The organism is Reyranella sp. (assembly GCF_017305915.1).
Taxonomy (GTDB): domain Bacteria; phylum Pseudomonadota; class Alphaproteobacteria; order Reyranellales; family Reyranellaceae; genus Reyranella.
On record NZ_JAFKJN010000011.1, the window covers coordinates 224,157 to 242,253 of the forward strand.

The following is an 18,097-nucleotide window of genomic DNA, read 5'->3' on the forward strand; positions in this document are numbered from 1 at the left end:
CGGCATGATCAAGTTCTATTACAATCTCGCGCCCAACCCGACCAAGGTCGCGCTGTGCCTCGAGGAGATGGCGCTGCCCTATGACCTGGTGCCGGTCGACACCCGCAAGGGCGAGCAGCACACGCCGGAGTTCCTGGCGATCAATCCCAACGCCAAGGTGCCGGCGATCGTCGACGACGGCGCGACGGTGTTCGACAGCAACGCCATTCTGCTCTACCTCGCCGAGAAGACGGGCAAGTTCCTGCCGGGCAAGCCGGCCGATCGCGGCGCGATGCTGTCGTGGCTGATGTTCGTGGCGTCGGGCATCGGGCCCTATTCGGGCCAGTCGGTGCACTTCCGCAACTTCGCGCCGGAGCCCAAGGAGTATGCGGTCAACCGCTACACCTTCGAGGCGCAGCGCCACTGGGGCATCCTCGAGGCGCGGTTGGCCAAGCAGCAATGGATGGTGGGCGACGCCTACGGCATCGTCGACATGGCGGTGTGGGGTTGGTCGCGGCTGATCCCCAACGTGCTGGGCCCGGACGCGCCCAAGCAGTTCCCGAGCCTGCAGCGCCATCTCGGCGAGATCAGCGCGCGGCCGGCGGCGCAGCGCGCGCTGGCGCTCAAGGACAAGCACGGCTTCAAGACCGAGATGGACGACGCCGCGCGCGCCGCCATGTTCCCGCATCTCGCCAAGAAGGTCGCTTGAGCGCCGTCTCGACTATGATGGGCGAAGGAGTCCTACAGAAGGCCTTCGGGAGCGACCGAGGAGCGGCGTCCGGGGCGATGATTCTCGCGCCCGTGCGCCATGGCCTCCCTGGGGACCATGGCATCGGCCAGCAGATCGTAGCGTTCGGCGATTTCCACCATGGTGGTCTTGGCGATGGGGTCGGTCATTTGGCTGGCCATCGACCAGGCTTCCTCGGCGCGGTCGTGCCAGAAGCGGGCGCGCAGCAAAGACGTATCGTCCGTCGTGGTCATTCGAGTCCCCATGAACGCGGGCCGAGAGCCAACGCCGTAACGGCAGGATGGTTCCTTATCGTGCAAAGGTGCGGCAGGCCGCCACAGTTTGTATCAGCGGCGACCGACGGCCTTCTTCTTCCGCGTCAGGCGGCCGACCGGCTTGGCGCCAACCAGGACGGCGGCGATCACGCAGGGCTCCCGGGTGCGCACGCTCCACGAATGGTTGGTGCCGCGCTGGATCAGCACGTCGCCCTGCTCGAGGCGCTTCTCGCCCGTGTCGAGGATCGCCCAGATCTCGCCTTTCAGCACGATGATGTAATCGACCGTCGCGGTGGCATGCATCATGGCGTCGGCCGAGGCATGATCGGGCGCGCCGCCGGCGCCGATCGAGGCGAAGGCTTTGCGGGCGTCGGCGCTCTTGCGCCACTTCGAATCGGGCGGGATCTCGACGATGCGCAGGATGGTGCCGCCGGCCGGCGGCTCCAGCACGATCCGGCCGACCGCGGCGTCGGCATTGCCGGCGTTGGAGGCAGGCGCCGTCTTCGTCCGCCACAGGTCGGTCAGCGCCACGCCCGGCATCGACGCCATCTCGAGCACGTTGGGCGCCTTGCCGTCCATGACGAACACCGATTTGCCGCTCTTGTCGTGGCCCGTGACGACGCGGCGGATGCGATGGGGCATGCATTTCCTCCCCGGGGATGTTTTTCCGGTCCCCTATCTCGGGTATCATGCCGAGAACATGTCAAACGTCCGAATCTCCGTCGACCTGGCCGTGATGATGGGCAAGCCTGCATCAAGGGCACGCGCATCACGGTGGAACTGCTCCTGCGCAAGCTGGGCGCTGGCCAGTCGTTTTCGGATTTGCTGCAGGCATATCCGAAGCTGACCGAGGATGATCTGCGGGCTGCGCTATCCTTTGCCGCCGACTACCTGGAGCAGGAGACGGTTCTCGCCGCCGAGTGATGGATGCGCTTCCTGGCGGACGAAAACATCGCGCGAGCCGTCATTGAGCGCCTTCCGGCGGCAGGTTTCGACGTCCTCGCGATAGCGGAAAGCAAGCCTGCGGCTTCGGACCAAGATGGGCTCGCGTTGGCCGTCGCGGATCAGAGTATCGTGATCACCGAGGATCGAGACTTCGGCGAGATGGTCATCCGGCAGCGAACAGCTGTTGGAGGAATCATTCTCCTGGAACTAGATCCGCTCCCGAACGCCATCGTTGTCGATCGTGTGGCGGACGTTGTCTCCGCGAAGGCGGACGTCCTCATTGGCAACCTCCTGGTGGTAGAGCCGGGAAGGCTTCGGATTCGGCCGTTGCCGCGCCTGTCATAGCTTTGCGGAACGCCGTCCCGCGCGCTACTTTCAGCTCCCAAAGGAGCCCGAGAATGGACCTGACGTTCGGCAAGGAAGAGCTGGCCTTCCAGCAGGATGTGCGCGACTGGCTGAAGGAGAATCTGACGCCCGAGATCATGGGCGAGCTCAAAGTCGCCCGGAACGCCTACCTGCCGAAGGAGAGGCTGCTCGACTGGCAGAAGCGGCTGGCGAAGAAGGGCTGGCTGTGCACCGGTTGGCCCAAGGAGTTCGGCGGCCCGGGCTTCACCACGACGCAGAAGTACATCTTCGAGATGGAGATGGCGAAGGCCGGCGCGCCCGGCACCTCGCCGTTCGGCCCCAAGATGTGCGCGCCGGTGATCATGAAGTACGGCTCGGACGAGCAGAAGAAGCGGCACCTGCCGCCGATGCTGAACTCCGACCTGATCTGGTGCCAGGGCTACTCCGAGCCGGGCTCGGGCTCCGATCTCGCCAGCCTGCGCACCAAGGCGGTGCGCGACGGCGATTACTACATCGTGAACGGCCAGAAGACCTGGACGACGCTGGCGCAGACCGCCGACTGGATCTTCTGCCTGGTGCGCACCTCCAGCGAGGGCAAGCCGCAGGAGGGCATCTCCTTCCTGCTGATCGACATGAAGACGCCGGGCATCTCGGTCGAGCCGATCATCACCGCCGACGGCAACCGCGCCGGCACGCAGGAGGTGAACTCGGTGTTCTTCACCGACGTGAAGGTGCCGGTCGGCAATCGCGTCGGCGAGGAGAACAAGGGCTGGACCTACGCCAAGTACCTGCTCGAGTTCGAGCGCGGCGGCAATCCCTACAGCCCGCGCCTGCGCTCGGGCTTCGAGAAGCTGAAGCGGCTGGCGAGCGCGATGCCGGAGGGCGAGGAATCGATCCTGAGCGATCATGCCTGGCGCGAGAAGCTGGCCCGCATGGACATCGAGATCTCGGGCCTCGAGATGTTCGAGATGGAGTTCTACTCCAAGCTCGCCTCGGGCCAGAACCCGGGGCCGCTGTCGTCGATGATCAAGCTGCGCGGCACCGAGGTGATGCAGCAGGTCCAGGAATTCGCCGTCGAGGCGGCCGGCTATTACAGCCAGCCGTTCCCCCAGCAGCGCGCCTGGAACGCCAATGTCGAGCCGATCGGCCCCGAGGGCGCCGACGTGCTGGCGCCGCGCTACTTCAACGGCCGCAAGATGACGATCTACGGCGGCTCGTCCGAGGTGCAGCGCGGCATCATGTCCAAGGTGATGCTCGGCCTGTGACGAGGAAACGATGGACCTAGCCTTCAACGCCGAGGAGCTCGCCTTCCAGAAGGAAGTGCGCGACTGGATCACGGCCAACATGCCGCCGGAGGTGGCGGAGGAGAGCCGCCGCAGCCGCTCGAGCCACGTCTCCAGGGAGCGGCTGCTGCAGTGGCAGAAGAAGCTCTCGGAGAGGGGCTGGCTGGTGCCGAACTGGCCGAAGGAGTATGGCGGCACCGGCTGGAGCTCGACGCAGAAGTTCATCTTCGAGATGGAGATGGCGCGCGCCGACTCGCCGTACCTCTCCTCGTTCAGCCTCAAGATGGTCGCGCCCGTCCTGATGAAGTACGGCAGCGAGGCGCAGAAGAAGCGCTTCCTGCCCAAGATCGCCGCCGCCGAGGAGCTGTGGTGCCAGGGCTATTCGGAGCCGGGATCGGGCTCCGACCTCGCGAGCCTTCGCACGCGTGCCGAGCGGCAAAAGGACGATAGTGGCGATCACTACGTCGTCAACGGTCAGAAGATCTGGACGACCAACGCCCATTGGGCCGACTGGATGTTCTGCCTGGTGCGGACCTCCAACGAAGGCAAGCGGCAGGAGGGCATCTCCTTCCTGCTGATCGACATGAAGACGCCGGGCATCCGAGTCGATCCGATCTACCTGGTCGACGGCACGCGCACGCCGATGCGCCACGAGGTCAACCAGGTGTTCTTCACCGACGTGAAGGTGCCGGTCGAGAACCGGGTGGGCGAGGAGAACATGGGCTGGACCTACGCCAAGTACCTGCTCGAGTTCGAGCGCGGCGGCCAGGCGCACGGGCCCAGGCTGCGCAAGGCCTTCCGCCATCTGCAGACACTCTCGAAGACGCAGCTCGATGAGGGCGAGCCCTTGTCGGCGAGCCCGCACTGGCGCGAGAAGATGGCGGCGCTGGAGATGGAGCTCGACGCCGTCGAGATGAACGAATTGATGTTCTACTCGAGCCTGAAGACCGGCGACGCGCCGGGCAGCATGGCTTCGATCGTCAAGATGCGCGGCACCGAGGTCGGCCAGAAGATCACCGAGCTGGCGGTCGAGGCGGTCGGCTGGTACGGCACGCCCTTCACCGAGCTGCGCAACTACGACAGCAACGTCGTGCCGGTCGGCGGCGAGTATGTCGACGACGTGGCGCCGCGCTACTTCAACCAGCGCAAGACCACGATCTACGGCGGCTCGTCCGAGGTGCAGCGCAATGTGCTCGCCAAGGCGATGCTGGGGCTCTGATCGTCAGCCTGCGGGCAGCTGCTCGAGCAGCCGACCCTTGCCGGGGAGAGGCGTGTCGACCTTCATGGCCTGCAGCACCGCCCACAGCGCCGCCTGATTGGTGGTGATCACCGGCTTGCCGAACTGGCGCTCCCAGGCGGCGATCCGGTCCATGGTCGGGAAGTTGCCGCCGGGCACCACCAGCGCATCGATATCCGGCCGGTCGATCCGGCGGAACGCCGCCTCGACCAGGCTGGCGTCCATCTTGCCGATGGCATAGGCGTTGGTGGCGCCCAGGCTTTCCCAGGCGACCGTCTCGACGCCGTACTTGGTCTGGTAGTAGCGCCGGGCCCGTCCGATGACCTCTTCCGAATAGGGCGTCGCCATGGCGACGCGCGATGCCCCGAGCGCCTTCAGCGCCCGGCCGATCGCCTGTGCGGAGGTCAAGGACGGCACGCCCGATGCGTCGGTCATGCGCTTCACCGTCACCGCGTCGTAGTCGTCGGCGAACAGGCTCGCCGAGGTCTGCGCCAGCATGATCACCTCGACCCGCGCCTCGCCGAGCAGCTGCGCCTGATAGGCCACGTCGGCGTCCTTACTCGGCGAGAACGGCGTGTCGCCGCCCTTGCCGAGGCGCCCCGTGTGCACCTGCAGATCGGGGGCGAGGCGGCCGTATTCGATCTCGTTCGTGGTGTTGGTCGAGGGGACCAACATCCCAAAGTGTCGCGGCATGGCTCTCCTGACTAGAAGAAGACATACGCCCGGACGACGACGTTCTTGCGGCAGCGCGCGTCGGCGGGCGCCGTCGGGTCGATGCAGGCGGTGTGGAAGGACCAGCGAGAAACCGAACCATCGGTGACGGAGTCGTAGCACTTCAGCATCGAGACTTCCGTCGAGGTCTGCTTGGGAAACCAGTACCACTCGTGGGTCGGGCGATAGGTGAAGCGGGTGGTCTCGCCGACACGGTCGTCGTAGATCCTGTAGTTGTTGATGTAGGGCTGGTCGGCGAAGGAGGGCCAGGCGCAGAGCACGAAGGGGAACTGCTCGACCGTCTCCATCGGTTTGGCGAGATTGATCGACATGAACCGCCGCGACATCTTCCCGTCGGCCTCTTCCTCCGTGTAGTGCTGCGGACGCCCGAAGTTCCGCAGGTTCCTGGTCAGCAGCTCGCGGCAGCGCACGCGGCCGCTGTTGTCGTTCAGGTCGTTGTGCACGAGGTTGACGTAGCGGGCGTTCACGCCCGGGTTCTTGTTGTCCTGGTCTTCCGTCCGGTCGCCTGCGTAGTCCTTGTCGAAGACGTCATGGTTGTAGACCAGGGCATCGGTCGCGTCGGGGAAGAAGTCGAGAAGGAGCTTCTCGATCTCAGGGTAGAACACGCGCTCCACCTCGGCGGCATCGTAGAAGTTCGAGCACTTCGACTCGAGGTGCGCCAACGAGACGCCGAGCCGGTCCATGCATTCGGGGCTGCTGGGCGACAGGCCCGGGTAGTATTCGCCGATGCGCCGCGCGTCGCGCAGCACATGTGGGAAATAGAGGTTGCGCCGACGGTTGTCTTCCTCGTTCTTGCGCAGGCGCGCGGCCATCTCGGCGTGCGCTGGGTCGTGCCAGATGGCGTTGGACGGAACGATGGAATAGCTCGGCCGTTCGTGGACGCTATAGGCCAGCGGCAGCACCACGCCGCCTTCCGGCGCCTTGAAGCTGTTCGATTCGCGAATGAACCTCACGCAGTCGTCGTAGTCGCGGAACGCAAGGCCCCATCGGGTCTTGATCGGGCCCGGCGGGGCATTGTCGATCATGTCGATGACGCGCTGGCCCTCGCCGCCGGCGAGCTCGGCAAGCGCATCCTCGAGCGCCTTGGCGGTTCCCGCATCGCCGGACCGGTCGAAAGACACGTAGGACAGGCCGCCATTCGCCGCGATCGGGGGCGACTGCCCCTCCGTGAGCTGGAGCGGCGGCACATAGGGCGGCGAAGCCGTCTTGGAATTCGTTTCGGTGTTGTTCTCGATCACCTCGAGCGGGCTCATGGCGCACCTCCGGTTCGTTCAGGCTACGGTGGCATACGAGCCCGGTGCTTTCCAGATCATGTATCTTTCCCGGTCATAAATCCGCGTCATGCGTGGAGCCCAAGGGCCATGGGCCTCTCGATGCTATAAGCTGTCTCCGAATCAACACCGGGAAGCACAATGGACTACCGCAATCTCGGCCGCGCCGGGCTCAAGGTCTCGGAGATCTGCCTCGGCACCATGACCTTCGGCAACGGCGCCGACCAGGCCGGCGCCTTGCGCATGGTCGACGCGGCGCTGGCGGCGGGCGTCAACTTCTTCGACACCGCCAATTCCTATGTCGGCGGCACCTCGGAGGCCATGCTCGGCGAAGCATTGAAGGGCAAGCGGCACGAGGCGGTGATCGCCAGCAAGGTCTTCAACCCGATGGGTCCCCGGCCCAACGATTCAGGCATGTCGCGGCTGCACATCAAGCAGCAGATCGAGGGCGTGCTGAAGCGGCTGCAGACCGACTACGTCGACATCTTCTTCATCCATCACGTCGACCATGCGACGCCGCTCGAGGAGATGCTGCGCGCCTTCGACGACCTCGTGCGCGACGGCAAGGTGCTCTACACCGCCTGCTCGAACTTCGAGGCGTGGCGGCTGATGGAAGCGCTGTGGCTGAGCGAGGTCAACGGCTGGGAGAAGTTCGCCTGCTATCAGCCGCAATACAGCCTGGTGGTGCGCGACATCGACGAGGAGATCGTGCCGGTGCTGCAGCTCAAGGGGCTAGGCTGCGTGGCCTGGTCGCCGCTCGGCAGCGGCTATCTCACCGGCAAGTACACGCCGGGTAGCCTCAAGGTCCAGGGTAGCCGCTCGGCCGAGGGCTGGGGTTTCCAGAGCCGCTTCTTCGCGCCCAACCATGCCGAGATCCTGCAGACCCTGCTCGATGTCGCGAAGGAGCTCGGCAAGTCGCCGGCACAGGTGGCCTTGCGCTGGGTGATGGACCAGCCGTTCATGACCTCGGCGATCGTCGGCGCCCGCAATGCCGAGCAGCTCGGCGAAACGCTGAAGGCCGGCGGCTGGCGCCTGCCGGTGCAAGCGCTCGACAGGCTCAACAAGGTCTCGGCGCGGCCGTGGCGCTATCCGCGCGCCTTCGAGGATCCGCTGCCCGAGCGGCGCAAGTCCGCCATCAAAATGCCGGGGATGAGCTAGACCGTCGGCCGGCGGTGCGATGAGCGATCCCCGGACCATTCCCAACCCGCGCACCTTCAAGGAGCGCTTCGGCGCCCTGCGCACCCTGCGGCCATTCCTGGCCATGGTGTGGAGCATCGGCCCCGGCCTGACGGCCGGAGCGCTGCTGCTGCGGCTGGTGCGGGCGATGGTGCCGGTGGCCAGCCTCTATGTCGGCAAGCTGATCATCGACGACGTCGTGCATCTGGTGCAGATGCCGGACCGTCCGACGACTTTCGACGGCTGGATGCAGAGCGGGCAGCTGACCTACCTCGGCGTGCTGCTCCTGGCCGAGTTCGGCATCGCCGTGCTGGCGGACGTGCTGGGCCGGGGCATCGAGCTCGCCGAGAACCTGCTGGCCGAGCAGGTCACCAACGGCTCCAGCGTGCGGCTGATGGAGCATGCCGCCACGCTCGACCTCGAGGACTTCGAGGATGCCGAGTTCCAGGACCAGCTCGAGCGCGCGCGGCGTCAGACCAGCGGCCGCCTGACCCTGATGGCCCAGCTGTTCAACCAGGCGCAGCAGGGGATCACCGTCGCGACCCTGATCGTCGGCCTGGCGGTCTATGCGCCGTTCCTGATCCTGCTGCTGGCGCTTGCGCTGGTGCCGGCCTTCCTGACCGAGGCGCATTTCAACGCGCGGACCTACTCGCTCGATTTCGGCCGCACGCCCGAGCGGCGCGAGCTCGACTATGTGCGCCAGACGGCGGCGAGCGTGGAGACCGCCAAGGAAGTGAAGATCTTCGGCCTGCACGGCTTCCTGATCGGTCACTACAAGCGCCTGGCGGCCAAATTCTACGAGGACAACCGCGCGCTGGCGAGCCGGCGCGCGGTGTGGGGCAGCCTGTTCGCTGCCGTCGGCACCGTGGGCTATTACGCCGCCTATGCCTACATCGTGTGGCGCACGCTGCACGGCGACTTCTCGATCGGCGACCTGACGTTCCTGTCGGGCTCGTTCCTGCGCCTGCGCGGCCTGCTGGAGTTCCTGCTGTTCGGATTCTCGTCGGTGGCAGGGCAGGCGCTCTATCTCAACGACCTGTTCTCCTTCTTCCGCACCCGACCCGAGATCGTGTCGCCGGCCAACGGGCTGCCGTTCCCGCAGCCGATCCGCCAGGGCTTCGTGTTCGAGGATGTCGGCTTCATCTATCCTGGCGCCGACCGCTGGGCGGTGCGCCATCTCGACTTCACTCTCAAAGCAGGCGAGGCGGTGGCGCTGGTCGGCGAGAACGGCGCCGGCAAGACCACGCTGGTGAAGCTGCTGACCCGGCTCTACGACCCGGACGAGGGGCGCATCCTGCTCGACGGCCGCGATCTGCGCGAATACGACCTCACCGGGCTGCGCGGCAGCATGGGCGTTATCTTCCAGGACTTCGTGCGCTACAACTTCACGGCCGGCGACAACATCGCGGTCGGCCGCATCGAGGCGCGCGACGACCATGCCCGCATCGAGCGCGCCGCCGGGCGCAGCCAGGCCGACGAGGTGATCGCCGGCCTGCCCGGCGGCTATGCCCAGCGCATCGGCAAGCGCTTCAAGAACGGCGTCGAGCTGTCGGGCGGCGAATGGCAGAAGGTGGCGATCGCCCGCGCCTACATGCGCGAGGCCGAGGTGCTGATCCTCGACGAGCCGACCGCCGCGCTCGACGCCCGCGCCGAGTTCGAGGTCTTCCAGCGTTTCAAGGAGCTCAGTCGCGGCAAGACCGCGGTGCTGATCTCGCACCGATTCTCGAGCGTGCGAATGGCCGATCGCATCTTCGTGCTGGCCGACGGCAAGGTCGTGGCCGCCGGCACGCACGAGGAGCTGGTGGCCCAGCCCGGGCTCTACGCCGAGCTGTTCGAGCTGCAAGCGGCAGGTTACCGCTAGCCCGCCAGCACCGGCTCGCCGACGATCTGGGTGCGGTGCATCAGACGGCGCAGGCCTTCGTCGAAGGCGTCGCGGCGGTGCATGACGCAGCGGTTGTCCCACATCACGAGGTCGCCGATCCGCCACTTCTGGTACCAGGCGAAGCGGTCCTGCGTGGCATGCGCCCAAACCGCATCGAGCAGCTTCTCGCTCTCCTCGATGCTCAGCCCGTGGATGTAGGCGCCCGGCCGGCGGCCGAGGAACAGCGCCTTGCGCTGGGTCACCGGATGCAGGCGGACGAGGGGATGCACCGCGCCCGGCGTCTTGCTGACGTCGTAGGTGGTCTGGAAACCCTTGCGCAACTCGCCTGCCGAGTTGCGGCTCGAATCGTGGATGCAGGTCTTGCCCTCGATCGCGCGTTTGAGCTCGTCGGGCAGCGTCTCGTAGGCCGCGTACATGTTGAGGAAGCCGGTGTTGCCGCCGTCGGGCGGCACCTCGAGCGCGTACAGCAGCGAGGCGCGCGGCGGTAGCGGGTTGTAGGACATGTCGGTGTGCCAGACGAGCTCGTAGGAACCGAGCCCGCCCATCGCCTTGCCGTTCTTCTTGACGTTGGCGATCACCGCCACCCATTCCCGCGCCTGGTCGACCACGCCGGAATCCATGCGGTCGAAGCCGGCGGCGGCGATCGGCACGCGATCGAGCTCGCCGAAGCGGGCGCTGAAGGTCATCAGCGTCGGGTCGTCGATCTTCTGGCCGGAGAAGCGCAGCACCAGATGCTCGCCCCAGGCTTCGGCGATCGTCTTGAACGTGGCATCGCTCACCGGCTGGGAGAGGTCGACGCCATACACGTCCGCTCCGAGGGCGCCCCCGGTCGGCTGGATCCAGATCTCGCTCATCGGACGCTCCTCACCTGAAATAATGCGGCACGAAGCGGCTGTTGTTGTGGGTGATGCGCCGTTCGTCCTCGCGCATGCCCACGCCGGCCGCCTTGCCCTCGATCACCCACGAGCCCGTCACCGCGTGATTGCCGTCGAACACCGGCAACGGCTGATAGGCCTGGTAGACGAAACCTTCCTGACCGTAGCTCCCGCCGGCGGTGTCGAACAAGCCGGGACCGACCACGGTCACGTTATGGCCCTCGCGGCCGAAGATCGGCTTCTTCACGTACGAGCCTTTCAGGTCGGCATGCTCGGTAGCGAACGCCGGCAGAAGATTTTCGTGGTTCGGAAATCCCTCCCACAGCAGCGGCAGCAGCATCTTGTTGCTGAGGATCATCTTCCAGGCCGGCTCGAGGAAGGCCGTGGTGTCGGTCAGCACGTGCGCGCCGAACTGCTCGCGCACCATCCATTCCCAGGGATAGAGCTTGGCCATCACCCGGATCGGCATCTCGTCGGGATCGGTGAAGCGCTTGCCGTTCCAGCCGATCTGCGGCACCGCGAGCGGCTTGCCGGCGAGGCCGGCCTGCAGGGCGGTGTCGCGCATGTACTCCGAGGTCGCGAGGTCCTCGGGCTGGTCCTCGAAGCGTGCGAAGTGGACCAGCGCCTCCGACGACAGGCGCTTCAGGATCCCGCGCCATGCCTCGATCAGCCGCTCGTGGATCGAGTTGAACTGGTCGGCGTCGGGCTTCACGTCCTTCAGCCAGTGCCACTGGATCACCGCTGCCTCGTAGAGCGCAGTCGGCGTGTCGGCGTTGTACTCCAGCAGCTTCGGCGGGCCTTTGCCGTCGTAGGCGAGATCGAAGCGGCCGACGATCGTCGGGTCGCCGCGCCGCCACACCGCGGCGATGTAGTCGCCCCAGGCCGGCGGGATGCGCATGCGCTCCCAGAGCTCGTTGGAGACCACGTGCTCGACCGCCTTGAGGCATAGCTCGTGCAGCGTCTCGGTCGCGGCCTCGAGCTGATCGACCTCGTCCGAGGTGAAGGCATAGCAGGCCTGCTCGGTCCAGTAAGCCTTGCCGTCCATGACGTAGTAGTCGAAGCCGAGCTGTTCGAGCTTGTTCTGCCAGCCCGGGCGCGGGGCGACCGTCTCACGCTGCATCGTCAGCTCGCCGTCGTGCCGTGCTCGCCGGCCGAGCCGCCGAAGCCGCCGCGTTGGCTGGGCTGGGCCTGCGTCGTCGATGGCGTCGTCGCGGTGGTGCTGGGGGCCGTCACCGCCGTGCCGCGCAAAAAAGGATTGCCCATGAGCCACAGCCACGGCCAGAAGCCCATGCCGCCGCCCATGATCCCGGGCGTGCAGGAGAAGAGCAGGGCGGCGCCCGCGATGCCCATCAGCACGAGCTTGATGGCTCGGGAGGCACGCGGGCGGTTGTCGGGCGGCATCGTCATGTCAGGTCGTCAAGCAGGCCGCGTTGATCAGGCCGAAGCTGAGCGCGAAGCCGCCGGCGGTGATGCCCGAAGCGGCCTCGTTGGCCTCGATCGCCTGCCTGAGCTGCGGCATCAGCAGGCGCAGCACGATGTGCACGCCGACCTGAACCAGCAGCGCCACCAGCGACCACAGCACCACGTCGGTGAGCGACGACGAATGGGCGATGGTGTTGGCGAGCGGCAGGCAGAAGCCCAGCAGCGCGCCGATCATCGCGATCGCCGCCGCCGAATTGCCAGCGCGGATCAGGGCGAACTCGCGCCACGGCGTGACCAGCACGTAGATCCACAGGAACAGGCCCGCCAGCGCGAAACCCGTCACGACGTAGCGCACGAAGTTGGGGAAGGCCGCGGCCAGCCAGCTCAGCTCGGGCATGCCGCGACTTTCCGCTGCTCAGCCGTGCATGGTCAAGCCGCCGGACACGCTGATCGTCTGGCCGGTGATGAAGGCCGCGTCGTCGCTCGCCAGGAAGCAGACCGCGCCCGGGATGTCCTCCGGCTGGCCGACCCGCTTCATCGGGATCGCGCCGACCAGCGCGGCGCGGATCTTCTGGCCGCGCTCGTCGTTGCCGGCGACCGCCGCCAGCAGCGGCGTGTCGGTCGGTCCCGGGCACACCGTGTTGAGGGTGATGCCCTTGCGGGCCACCTCGCGCGCCACCGTCTTGGTGAAGGCGATGATGCCACCCTTGCAGGCCGAGTAGACCGCCTCGAGCGAGGAGCCGACGCGGCCGGCATCGGAGGCGATGTTGACCACGCGGCCGTGGCCGCGTGCGACCATGCCCTTCAGCACGACATGGCTCATGTTCAGCGGGCCATGCAGGTTGATGGCGATGATCTTGGTCCAGAGCTCCGGCGTCGTGTCGACGAAGTTGACGAACTGGTCCCAGCCCGCGTTGTTGACCAGGATGTCGGTCGGGCCGGCCTCCTTCTCGAAGGCCGCGATGCCGTCGGCCACCGCCTTGTAGTCGGTGATGTCGGCGCCGCAGGCGATGCCCTTGATCTCGCCAGCGATCTTCCTGGCGCCGTCGAGGTTCTTGTCGAACACGCCGACCGTGGCGCCATGTTCGGCGAAGCGGCGGCAGATCGCGGCGCCGATCGCGCCCGCGCCGCCGGTGACGATGACGCTCTTGCCGTTCAGTCCACGCATTCCTTTGATCCTCCCATCTTGTCATCCTGAGCGAAGCGAAGGATCTGGCCTTCGCCGCACCGGGGCTGTCCGTTATGTGAGGTCCTTCGCTTCGCTCAGGACGACACTAAATCGGTGAATACGGATCGAACTTGGGTTTGCGCTTCTCGAGGTGCGAGGCGAGGCCTTCCTTCACCTCGGGCCCCATGAAACCCAGCATCTCTAGCGCCGTCGAGGCGTCGAACGAGGGGCCCATCATGCGCAGCCAGTTGTTGAGGGCGTACTTCGTGAAGCGGATCGAGGTCTGCGCGCCCTCGGCGAGCTTGGTCGCCACTTCGAGGCCCTTGGCCTCGAGCTGGTCGTCCTCGACGCACATCGAGACCAGGCCGATGCGCTCGGCCTCCTCGCCGTCGACCGCTTCGCAGAGCAGCAGATAGTACTTGGCCTTGGCCATGCCGCAGAGCAGGGGCCACACGATCACCGCATGGTCGCCGGCGGCAACGCCGAGCCTCGTGTGGCCGTCGATGATCTTGGCCTTCTTCGAGGCGATCGAGACGTCGGCCAGGATACCGGCGACCAGGCCCGCGCCGACGGCGGGGCCGCGCATCGTCGAGACGATCGGCTTGGAGCAGTTGATGACGTTGTAGACGATGTCGCGCGCTTCCTTCCACGTGCGGAGCAGCGCGTTGTAGTCCTTCATGTTGTTTTCGATCAGGTCGAAGTCGCCGCCGGCCGAGAACACCTTGCCGCCGGCGCCCTGGATGATCACGCAGTTGACCGTGTCGTCGCCGTCGATGTCGCGCCAGACATTGACCAGCTCGGTATGCATGATCGCGTCCGTGGCGTTGTACTTCTCCGGACGGTTCATGGTGACGCGCAGCACTTTGGGGTGCGGGCGATCGAACACCAGCCGCTGATATCTCTTCTGCCAGTCGGACATGCCAGGTTCCTCCGTTTCCGAAGGAGCCTAGCGTAAGGTCAGCGCCTTGTATTGCCGACGTTGCGGCGGCTCTCGAAGCGCACGGCCTCTTCCGCCGCGCGGACCAGGGCGCGGGCCTTCAGCACGCTCTCCTGGTACTCCGCCTCGAGGTCGGAATCGGCGACGACACCGACGCCCGCCTGGACATACATCGTGCTGTCCTTCACCAGCGCCGTGCGCAGCAGGATGCAGGTGTCCATCGAGCCGTTGGCGGCGAAATAGCCGGCGCAGCCCGCGTACATGCCGCGGCGCACCGGCTCGACCTCGTCGATGATCTCCATCGCGCGGACCTTGGGCGCGCCCGACAGCGTGCCCGCAGGGAAGCCCGCCTTCAGCGCGTCGATCGCGTCCAGTCCGTCCTCCAGCGTGCCCTCGACGTGGCTGCTGATGTGCTGGAGATGGCTGTACTTTTCGATGGTGAACTGCTCGACGACGCGCACCGAGCCGATCTTGGAGACGCGGCCGACGTCGTTGCGGGCGAGATCGACCAGCATCAGGTGCTCGGCGTGCTCCTTGGGATCGGCCAGCAACTTGTCGGCGAGTTGCTTGTCTTCCTCAGGCGTGGCACCGCGCCGGATGGTGCCGGCGAGCGGCCGGATGGTGACGATGTTGTCGCGCAGCCGTACCAGGATCTCCGGGCTCGAGCCCACGATCGTGAAGTCGCCGTAGTCGAAGAAGATCAGGAACGGCGATGGGTTGATCCGGCGCAGCGAGCGATAGAGCGCGAGCGGCGGAAGCTTGAACGGGAGTGAGAAGCGCTGCGAGGGCACGATCTGGAAGGCGTCGCCCGCGCGGATGTACTCCTTGCAGGTCTCGACCATCTTCTTGAACGCGTCCTTGCTCATGTTGGCCTGCGGCTCGGGCAGGTCGTCGAGGGCGTCGCTGCTGTCGCGGCGGAAGGGCAGGGAGCGCTCGAAGTCGGCCTCGGCGTCGGCCAGCCGCTCCTGTGCGGCCTCGTAGGCGGCGCGGGCGCTGAGCCCGGCCTGCGGCCAGACCGGCGTCACCAGCGTGACGTTGTCCTCCAGGCGGTCGAAGATGCAGATCAGCGTCGGCCGCACCATGATCGCGTCGGGCAGGCCGATCGGATCAGGGTTCTTGTCGGGCAGCCGCTCCATGTCGCGGACCATGTCGTAGCCCAGAAAGCCGAACAGGCCGGCGGCCATCGGCGGCAGGCCGGCCGGCAGCTCCATCTGGCATTCGCGGATCAGCGTGCGCAGCGTCTCCAACGGCCGGCCGTCGAGCGGCTCGAAGGCGTGGGCGTCGGAGCGGGCGCGGCGGTTGATCTCGGCCTTGTTCTTGGTGCAGCGCCAGATCACGTCCGGCTTGAAGCCGATAATCGAATAGCGCCCGCGCACCGTGCCGCCCTCGACCGATTCCAGCAGGAAGGAGTTGGCGCGGCCGTCCGCCAGCTTGAGGTAGGCCGAGACCGGCGTCTCGAGATCGGCGACCAGCTTGGTCCAGACGAGCTGCGGCTTGCCAGCCTCATAAGTGCCGGCGAAGGCGTCGAACTCGGGCGAGACGGTCATGGTGTTAGCGGGAGCTACTGCTGGTTTTGCGGCTGGAACGCCGCCATGAAGACCTGCTCGTTGACGGTCACGCCGTACTTGGCGCGCAGCGCGGCGAGCAGCTGGCCGATCAGATCGTTGCCGATCATGCCGTCGAGCTGCTTGCCGAAGCGCCCGACCAGGTCCTTCTCCTTGGAGAGGTCGGCGGCCTGGATCTCCTTGGGCCGCACGATCGCGCTGCCTTCGGCGCTGCGTACCGAGGCGGCCTTTCCGACCGGCAGCTTGAACAGCTCCTGCGTCGCAGCCTGGGTGAGATAGTTGCCCGCGTCGGCCTCGTAGCGCGTCACCGGCTTGGTGGTGCGCAGCTCCATCCCCACCTCCTTGGCGATCGTGGCGAGGTCGCCGCCGGCGTTGACCTTGTCGAGCGCCTCCTTGACCTTGGCCTCGGCGCGCTTGCGCCGCTCCTCGGCCTGCCAGGTCTCGACGACCTTGGCCTCGACCTCGGACAGGGCAGGGATCCGGGCCGGCGTCACGCGGTCGGTGCGGACGACGTAGTATTCGCCCTTCGGTGTGTCGAGCAGCTGGCTCTCGCTGCCCTCGCGCGTGGCGAAGGCCGCCTGCACCAACTCCGAGGCCGCAGGCCCGGAGACGACCTGCTTGCCCGTCGGGTCCTGACCGCGCGCATCGACGTTCTCGACCGCGTGGACCTTGAGGTTGAGCTCCTGCGCCGAGGTGATCATCGACTGCGTCTTGCTGAGCGAGCGGTCGAAGTCGGTCACTAGCTTGATCAGCAGGTCGGGCGCGAGCTGGTTCTTGACCTCGGTCTCGAGCTTGCCCTTGACCTCCTCGAGCGGAGTCGCCTTGCCGGGCTCGATCTTGTTGATGCGGATCACGTGCCAGCCGAGCGGCGACTTGATCGGCTCGGGCGCGATGCCCTCGGGCGCGGCGAACACACCGTCGGCCAGCGGGCCGGCCGGCAGGTCCTTCTTCTGCACCGAGCCGAGCTTGATCACGCCGTCGGCATTGCCCGTCATTTCCTTGGCCGCATCCTCGAGCGACTTGCCGCCCTTGGCGAGCTCGATGATCTTCTTGGCCTTCTCCTCGTTGTCGGCCATCGCCTGGTCGACGTCGCGCTTCTCGGGCGAGCCGAACTCGGCCTGGCGGGCGTCGTACTCCTGCTTGAGCTGCTCGGGGTTGACGGTGACCTGGTCCATCACGTCGGCGACGGTCAGCAGCACGTAGGAGAAGGCGCGAAATTCGGGGATCTGGAACTTGTTCTTGTTGGCGTCGAAATAGACGCTGAGCTGCTCGGCGGTGGGCTTCGGCACGTCGGTGACGGTGGCGTCGGGGATGTAGACCGTCTCGGCGACCCGCTTCTCGGCCTCCATCCTGAAGATGTCGTCGCGCAGGCTCGTGGGCGCGAGACCCTCGGTGCGCACCGAGCCGAAGAGCTGCGCCGAGGCGATCTGGCGACGCACGTCGGCGACGTAGGCGGCCTCGGTGATGCGGGCCTGTTGCAGCAGGCCGCGATACTTGTTGGTGTCGAACGAGCCGGTCGGGCCCGCGAAGGCCGGATTGCGGGCGATCAACGCCTGGACCTCGGCGGTGCTGACCTCCAGACCGTACTGCTGCATGGCGTGGTCGATGATCGCGCGCTGCAACACGTCTTCCAGCGCGCGCAGGTGCAGGCCGAAGCGCAGCGCCTGCTCGGGCTCGGGCCGCTGGCCGGTCTGCTGCTGGATCTGCTCGAGCTGGCGGTTGAAGCGGTCGCGAACCTCGTCGATCTGCACCGAGGTGCCGCCGACCCAGCCATAGATCGGCACATGGAAGCCGCCGACATGGGCGACCTCGCGGCCGCCGCCGCCCATGCGCAGCATGTCGCCGATGCCCCACAGGGCGAAGCTCACGATCAGCATGGTCATCAGGGTGGCCATGACGATGTAGGTGGCGATCTTGCGGAATCTGTTCACTGTGGAGCTTCGCGCTGGGAAGGGGTCGAAACGACGGGGCGCATGCCTACCATCGGGCCCCCTTGCAGGCAACGTGGCTGGCCCTTCGGGCACATTCGTCCGGGCGTTGCCCGGACGAATGTGCCCGAAGGATCAGTACCGCCAGTGCGCGCGTTTCCGGTCAGAGGGAAGCGCACGCGCTTCCCTCTGACCGGAAACCGCTCTAGCAGACTGCTGAAGAACTCCTCACTGCGGAGTTTTTGGCCTTGGCGGGGCCCGATCACTGGAAAGTCTGGCGGCGTCAGGTGATCTGTCGATCCGTGGGAGCCGGGTCAGGCGGCCGTGAGCTTGGGGATTCGAACCAGATT

General features: G+C 66.5%; 20 protein-coding genes. 8 read left to right on the top strand and 12 right to left on the bottom strand.

Annotated elements, in window-relative coordinates; all coding sequences use genetic code 11:
• Positions 1-4 precede the first annotated feature (4 nt).
• Positions 5-688: a glutathione S-transferase N-terminal domain-containing protein gene (locus J0J01_RS10140; RefSeq protein ID WP_296380175.1), complete on the top strand. Its 684-nt coding sequence runs from the start codon at positions 5-7 to the stop codon at positions 686-688.
• Positions 689-720: 32 nt separating this feature from the next.
• Here the strand turns inward: J0J01_RS10140 and J0J01_RS10145 are convergent, their stop codons facing one another.
• Positions 721-960 (bottom strand): hypothetical protein, encoded by a 240-nt coding sequence (locus J0J01_RS10145; protein WP_296380177.1) that lies wholly within the window; start codon positions 958-960, stop codon positions 721-723.
• Between the two features lie 93 nt (positions 961-1,053).
• Entirely contained in the window at positions 1,054-1,623 is a 570-nt protein-coding gene (locus J0J01_RS10150; RefSeq protein WP_296380179.1) for a cupin domain-containing protein, read from the bottom strand.
• 58 nt (positions 1,624-1,681) lie between these two features.
• Between J0J01_RS10150 and J0J01_RS32690 the strand changes: the two genes are divergently transcribed.
• From J0J01_RS32690 to J0J01_RS10170, 5 genes are read left to right on the top strand one after another with little or no spacing between them, the layout of a single operon-like run.
• Positions 1,682-1,828 carry an SWIM zinc finger family protein gene (locus tag J0J01_RS32690; protein WP_365736561.1) on the top strand — a complete coding sequence of 49 codons (147 nt, stop codon included), beginning with the start codon at positions 1,682-1,684 and terminating at the stop codon, positions 1,826-1,828.
• Positions 1,762-1,905, top strand: a complete 144-nt coding sequence (locus J0J01_RS10155; RefSeq protein WP_365736564.1) for a DUF433 domain-containing protein — start codon at positions 1,762-1,764, stop codon at positions 1,903-1,905. Before J0J01_RS32690 ends, J0J01_RS10155 begins: the two co-directional genes overlap by 67 nt.
• A 3-nt stretch (positions 1,906-1,908) precedes the next feature.
• Positions 1,909-2,271 (top strand): DUF5615 family PIN-like protein, encoded by a 363-nt coding sequence (locus J0J01_RS10160; protein WP_296380183.1) that lies wholly within the window; start codon positions 1,909-1,911, stop codon positions 2,269-2,271.
• 53 nt (positions 2,272-2,324) lie between these two features.
• The gene (locus tag J0J01_RS10165) at positions 2,325-3,536 is read left to right on the top strand and encodes an acyl-CoA dehydrogenase family protein (protein ID WP_296380185.1); all 1,212 of its coding nucleotides are present in this window, start codon (positions 2,325-2,327) and stop codon (positions 3,534-3,536) included.
• A 10-nt stretch (positions 3,537-3,546) separates the two neighbouring features.
• A complete protein-coding gene (locus J0J01_RS10170) occupies positions 3,547-4,773 on the top strand; it encodes an acyl-CoA dehydrogenase family protein (protein ID WP_296380186.1) in 1,227 nt (408 codons plus the stop codon).
• Positions 4,774-4,776: 3 nt separating this feature from the next.
• Here J0J01_RS10170 and J0J01_RS10175 read toward each other — a convergent pair whose 3' ends face one another.
• Both J0J01_RS10175 and J0J01_RS10180 read right to left on the bottom strand, forming a co-directional pair.
• Entirely contained in the window at positions 4,777-5,466 is a 690-nt protein-coding gene (locus tag J0J01_RS10175; protein WP_296380188.1) for a hypothetical protein, read from the bottom strand.
• A gap of 29 nt (positions 5,467-5,495) precedes the next feature.
• Positions 5,496-6,776: a CmcJ/NvfI family oxidoreductase gene (locus tag J0J01_RS10180; protein ID WP_296380191.1), complete on the bottom strand. Its 1,281-nt coding sequence runs from the start codon at positions 6,774-6,776 to the stop codon at positions 5,496-5,498.
• Positions 6,777-6,935: 159 nt separating this feature from the next.
• Between J0J01_RS10180 and J0J01_RS10185 the strand changes: the two genes are divergently transcribed.
• Together J0J01_RS10185 and J0J01_RS10190 are read left to right on the top strand one after the other, a co-directional pair.
• Positions 6,936-7,952, top strand: coding sequence for an aldo/keto reductase (locus J0J01_RS10185; protein WP_296380193.1), 1,017 nt, complete (start codon positions 6,936-6,938; stop codon positions 7,950-7,952).
• Positions 7,953-7,971: 19 nt separating this feature from the next.
• Positions 7,972-9,831, top strand: coding sequence for an ABC transporter ATP-binding protein (locus tag J0J01_RS10190; protein ID WP_296380195.1), 1,860 nt, complete (start codon positions 7,972-7,974; stop codon positions 9,829-9,831).
• Here the strand turns inward: J0J01_RS10190 and J0J01_RS10195 are convergent.
• The 8 genes from J0J01_RS10195 to J0J01_RS10230 all read right to left on the bottom strand — a co-directional run bounded on the left by J0J01_RS10195 (position 9,828) and on the right by J0J01_RS10230 (position 17,750).
• Positions 9,828-10,706 (bottom strand): TauD/TfdA family dioxygenase, encoded by an 879-nt coding sequence (locus J0J01_RS10195; RefSeq protein WP_296380196.1) that lies wholly within the window; start codon positions 10,704-10,706, stop codon positions 9,828-9,830. The two genes, J0J01_RS10190 and J0J01_RS10195, sit on opposite strands and share 4 nt — an antisense overlap.
• 10 nt (positions 10,707-10,716) lie before the next feature.
• Positions 10,717-11,847: a glutathionylspermidine synthase family protein gene (locus J0J01_RS10200; protein ID WP_296380197.1), complete on the bottom strand. Its 1,131-nt coding sequence runs from the start codon at positions 11,845-11,847 to the stop codon at positions 10,717-10,719.
• A 2-nt stretch (positions 11,848-11,849) separates the two neighbouring features.
• Positions 11,850-12,134: a hypothetical protein gene (locus tag J0J01_RS10205; RefSeq protein WP_296380199.1), complete on the bottom strand. Its 285-nt coding sequence runs from the start codon at positions 12,132-12,134 to the stop codon at positions 11,850-11,852.
• A 1-nt stretch (position 12,135) separates the two neighbouring features.
• Positions 12,136-12,546, bottom strand: a complete 411-nt coding sequence (locus J0J01_RS10210; RefSeq protein ID WP_296380200.1) for a DUF350 domain-containing protein — start codon at positions 12,544-12,546, stop codon at positions 12,136-12,138.
• An 18-nt stretch (positions 12,547-12,564) separates the two neighbouring features.
• Positions 12,565-13,317 (bottom strand): SDR family oxidoreductase, encoded by a 753-nt coding sequence (locus tag J0J01_RS10215; protein ID WP_296380202.1) that lies wholly within the window; start codon positions 13,315-13,317, stop codon positions 12,565-12,567.
• Between the two features lie 106 nt (positions 13,318-13,423).
• Complete coding sequence (locus tag J0J01_RS10220) at positions 13,424-14,236, bottom strand: enoyl-CoA hydratase/isomerase family protein (protein WP_296380204.1); 813 nt, start codon at positions 14,234-14,236, stop codon at positions 13,424-13,426.
• A gap of 38 nt (positions 14,237-14,274) precedes the next feature.
• Complete coding sequence (trpE, locus tag J0J01_RS10225) at positions 14,275-15,801, bottom strand: anthranilate synthase component I (protein WP_296380206.1); 1,527 nt, start codon at positions 15,799-15,801, stop codon at positions 14,275-14,277.
• A gap of 14 nt (positions 15,802-15,815) precedes the next feature.
• On the bottom strand, positions 15,816-17,750 hold the full coding sequence (locus tag J0J01_RS10230; RefSeq protein ID WP_296380207.1) for a peptidyl-prolyl cis-trans isomerase: 1,935 nt from the start codon (positions 17,748-17,750) through the stop codon (positions 15,816-15,818).
• Between the last annotated feature and the right edge of the window lie 347 nt (positions 17,751-18,097).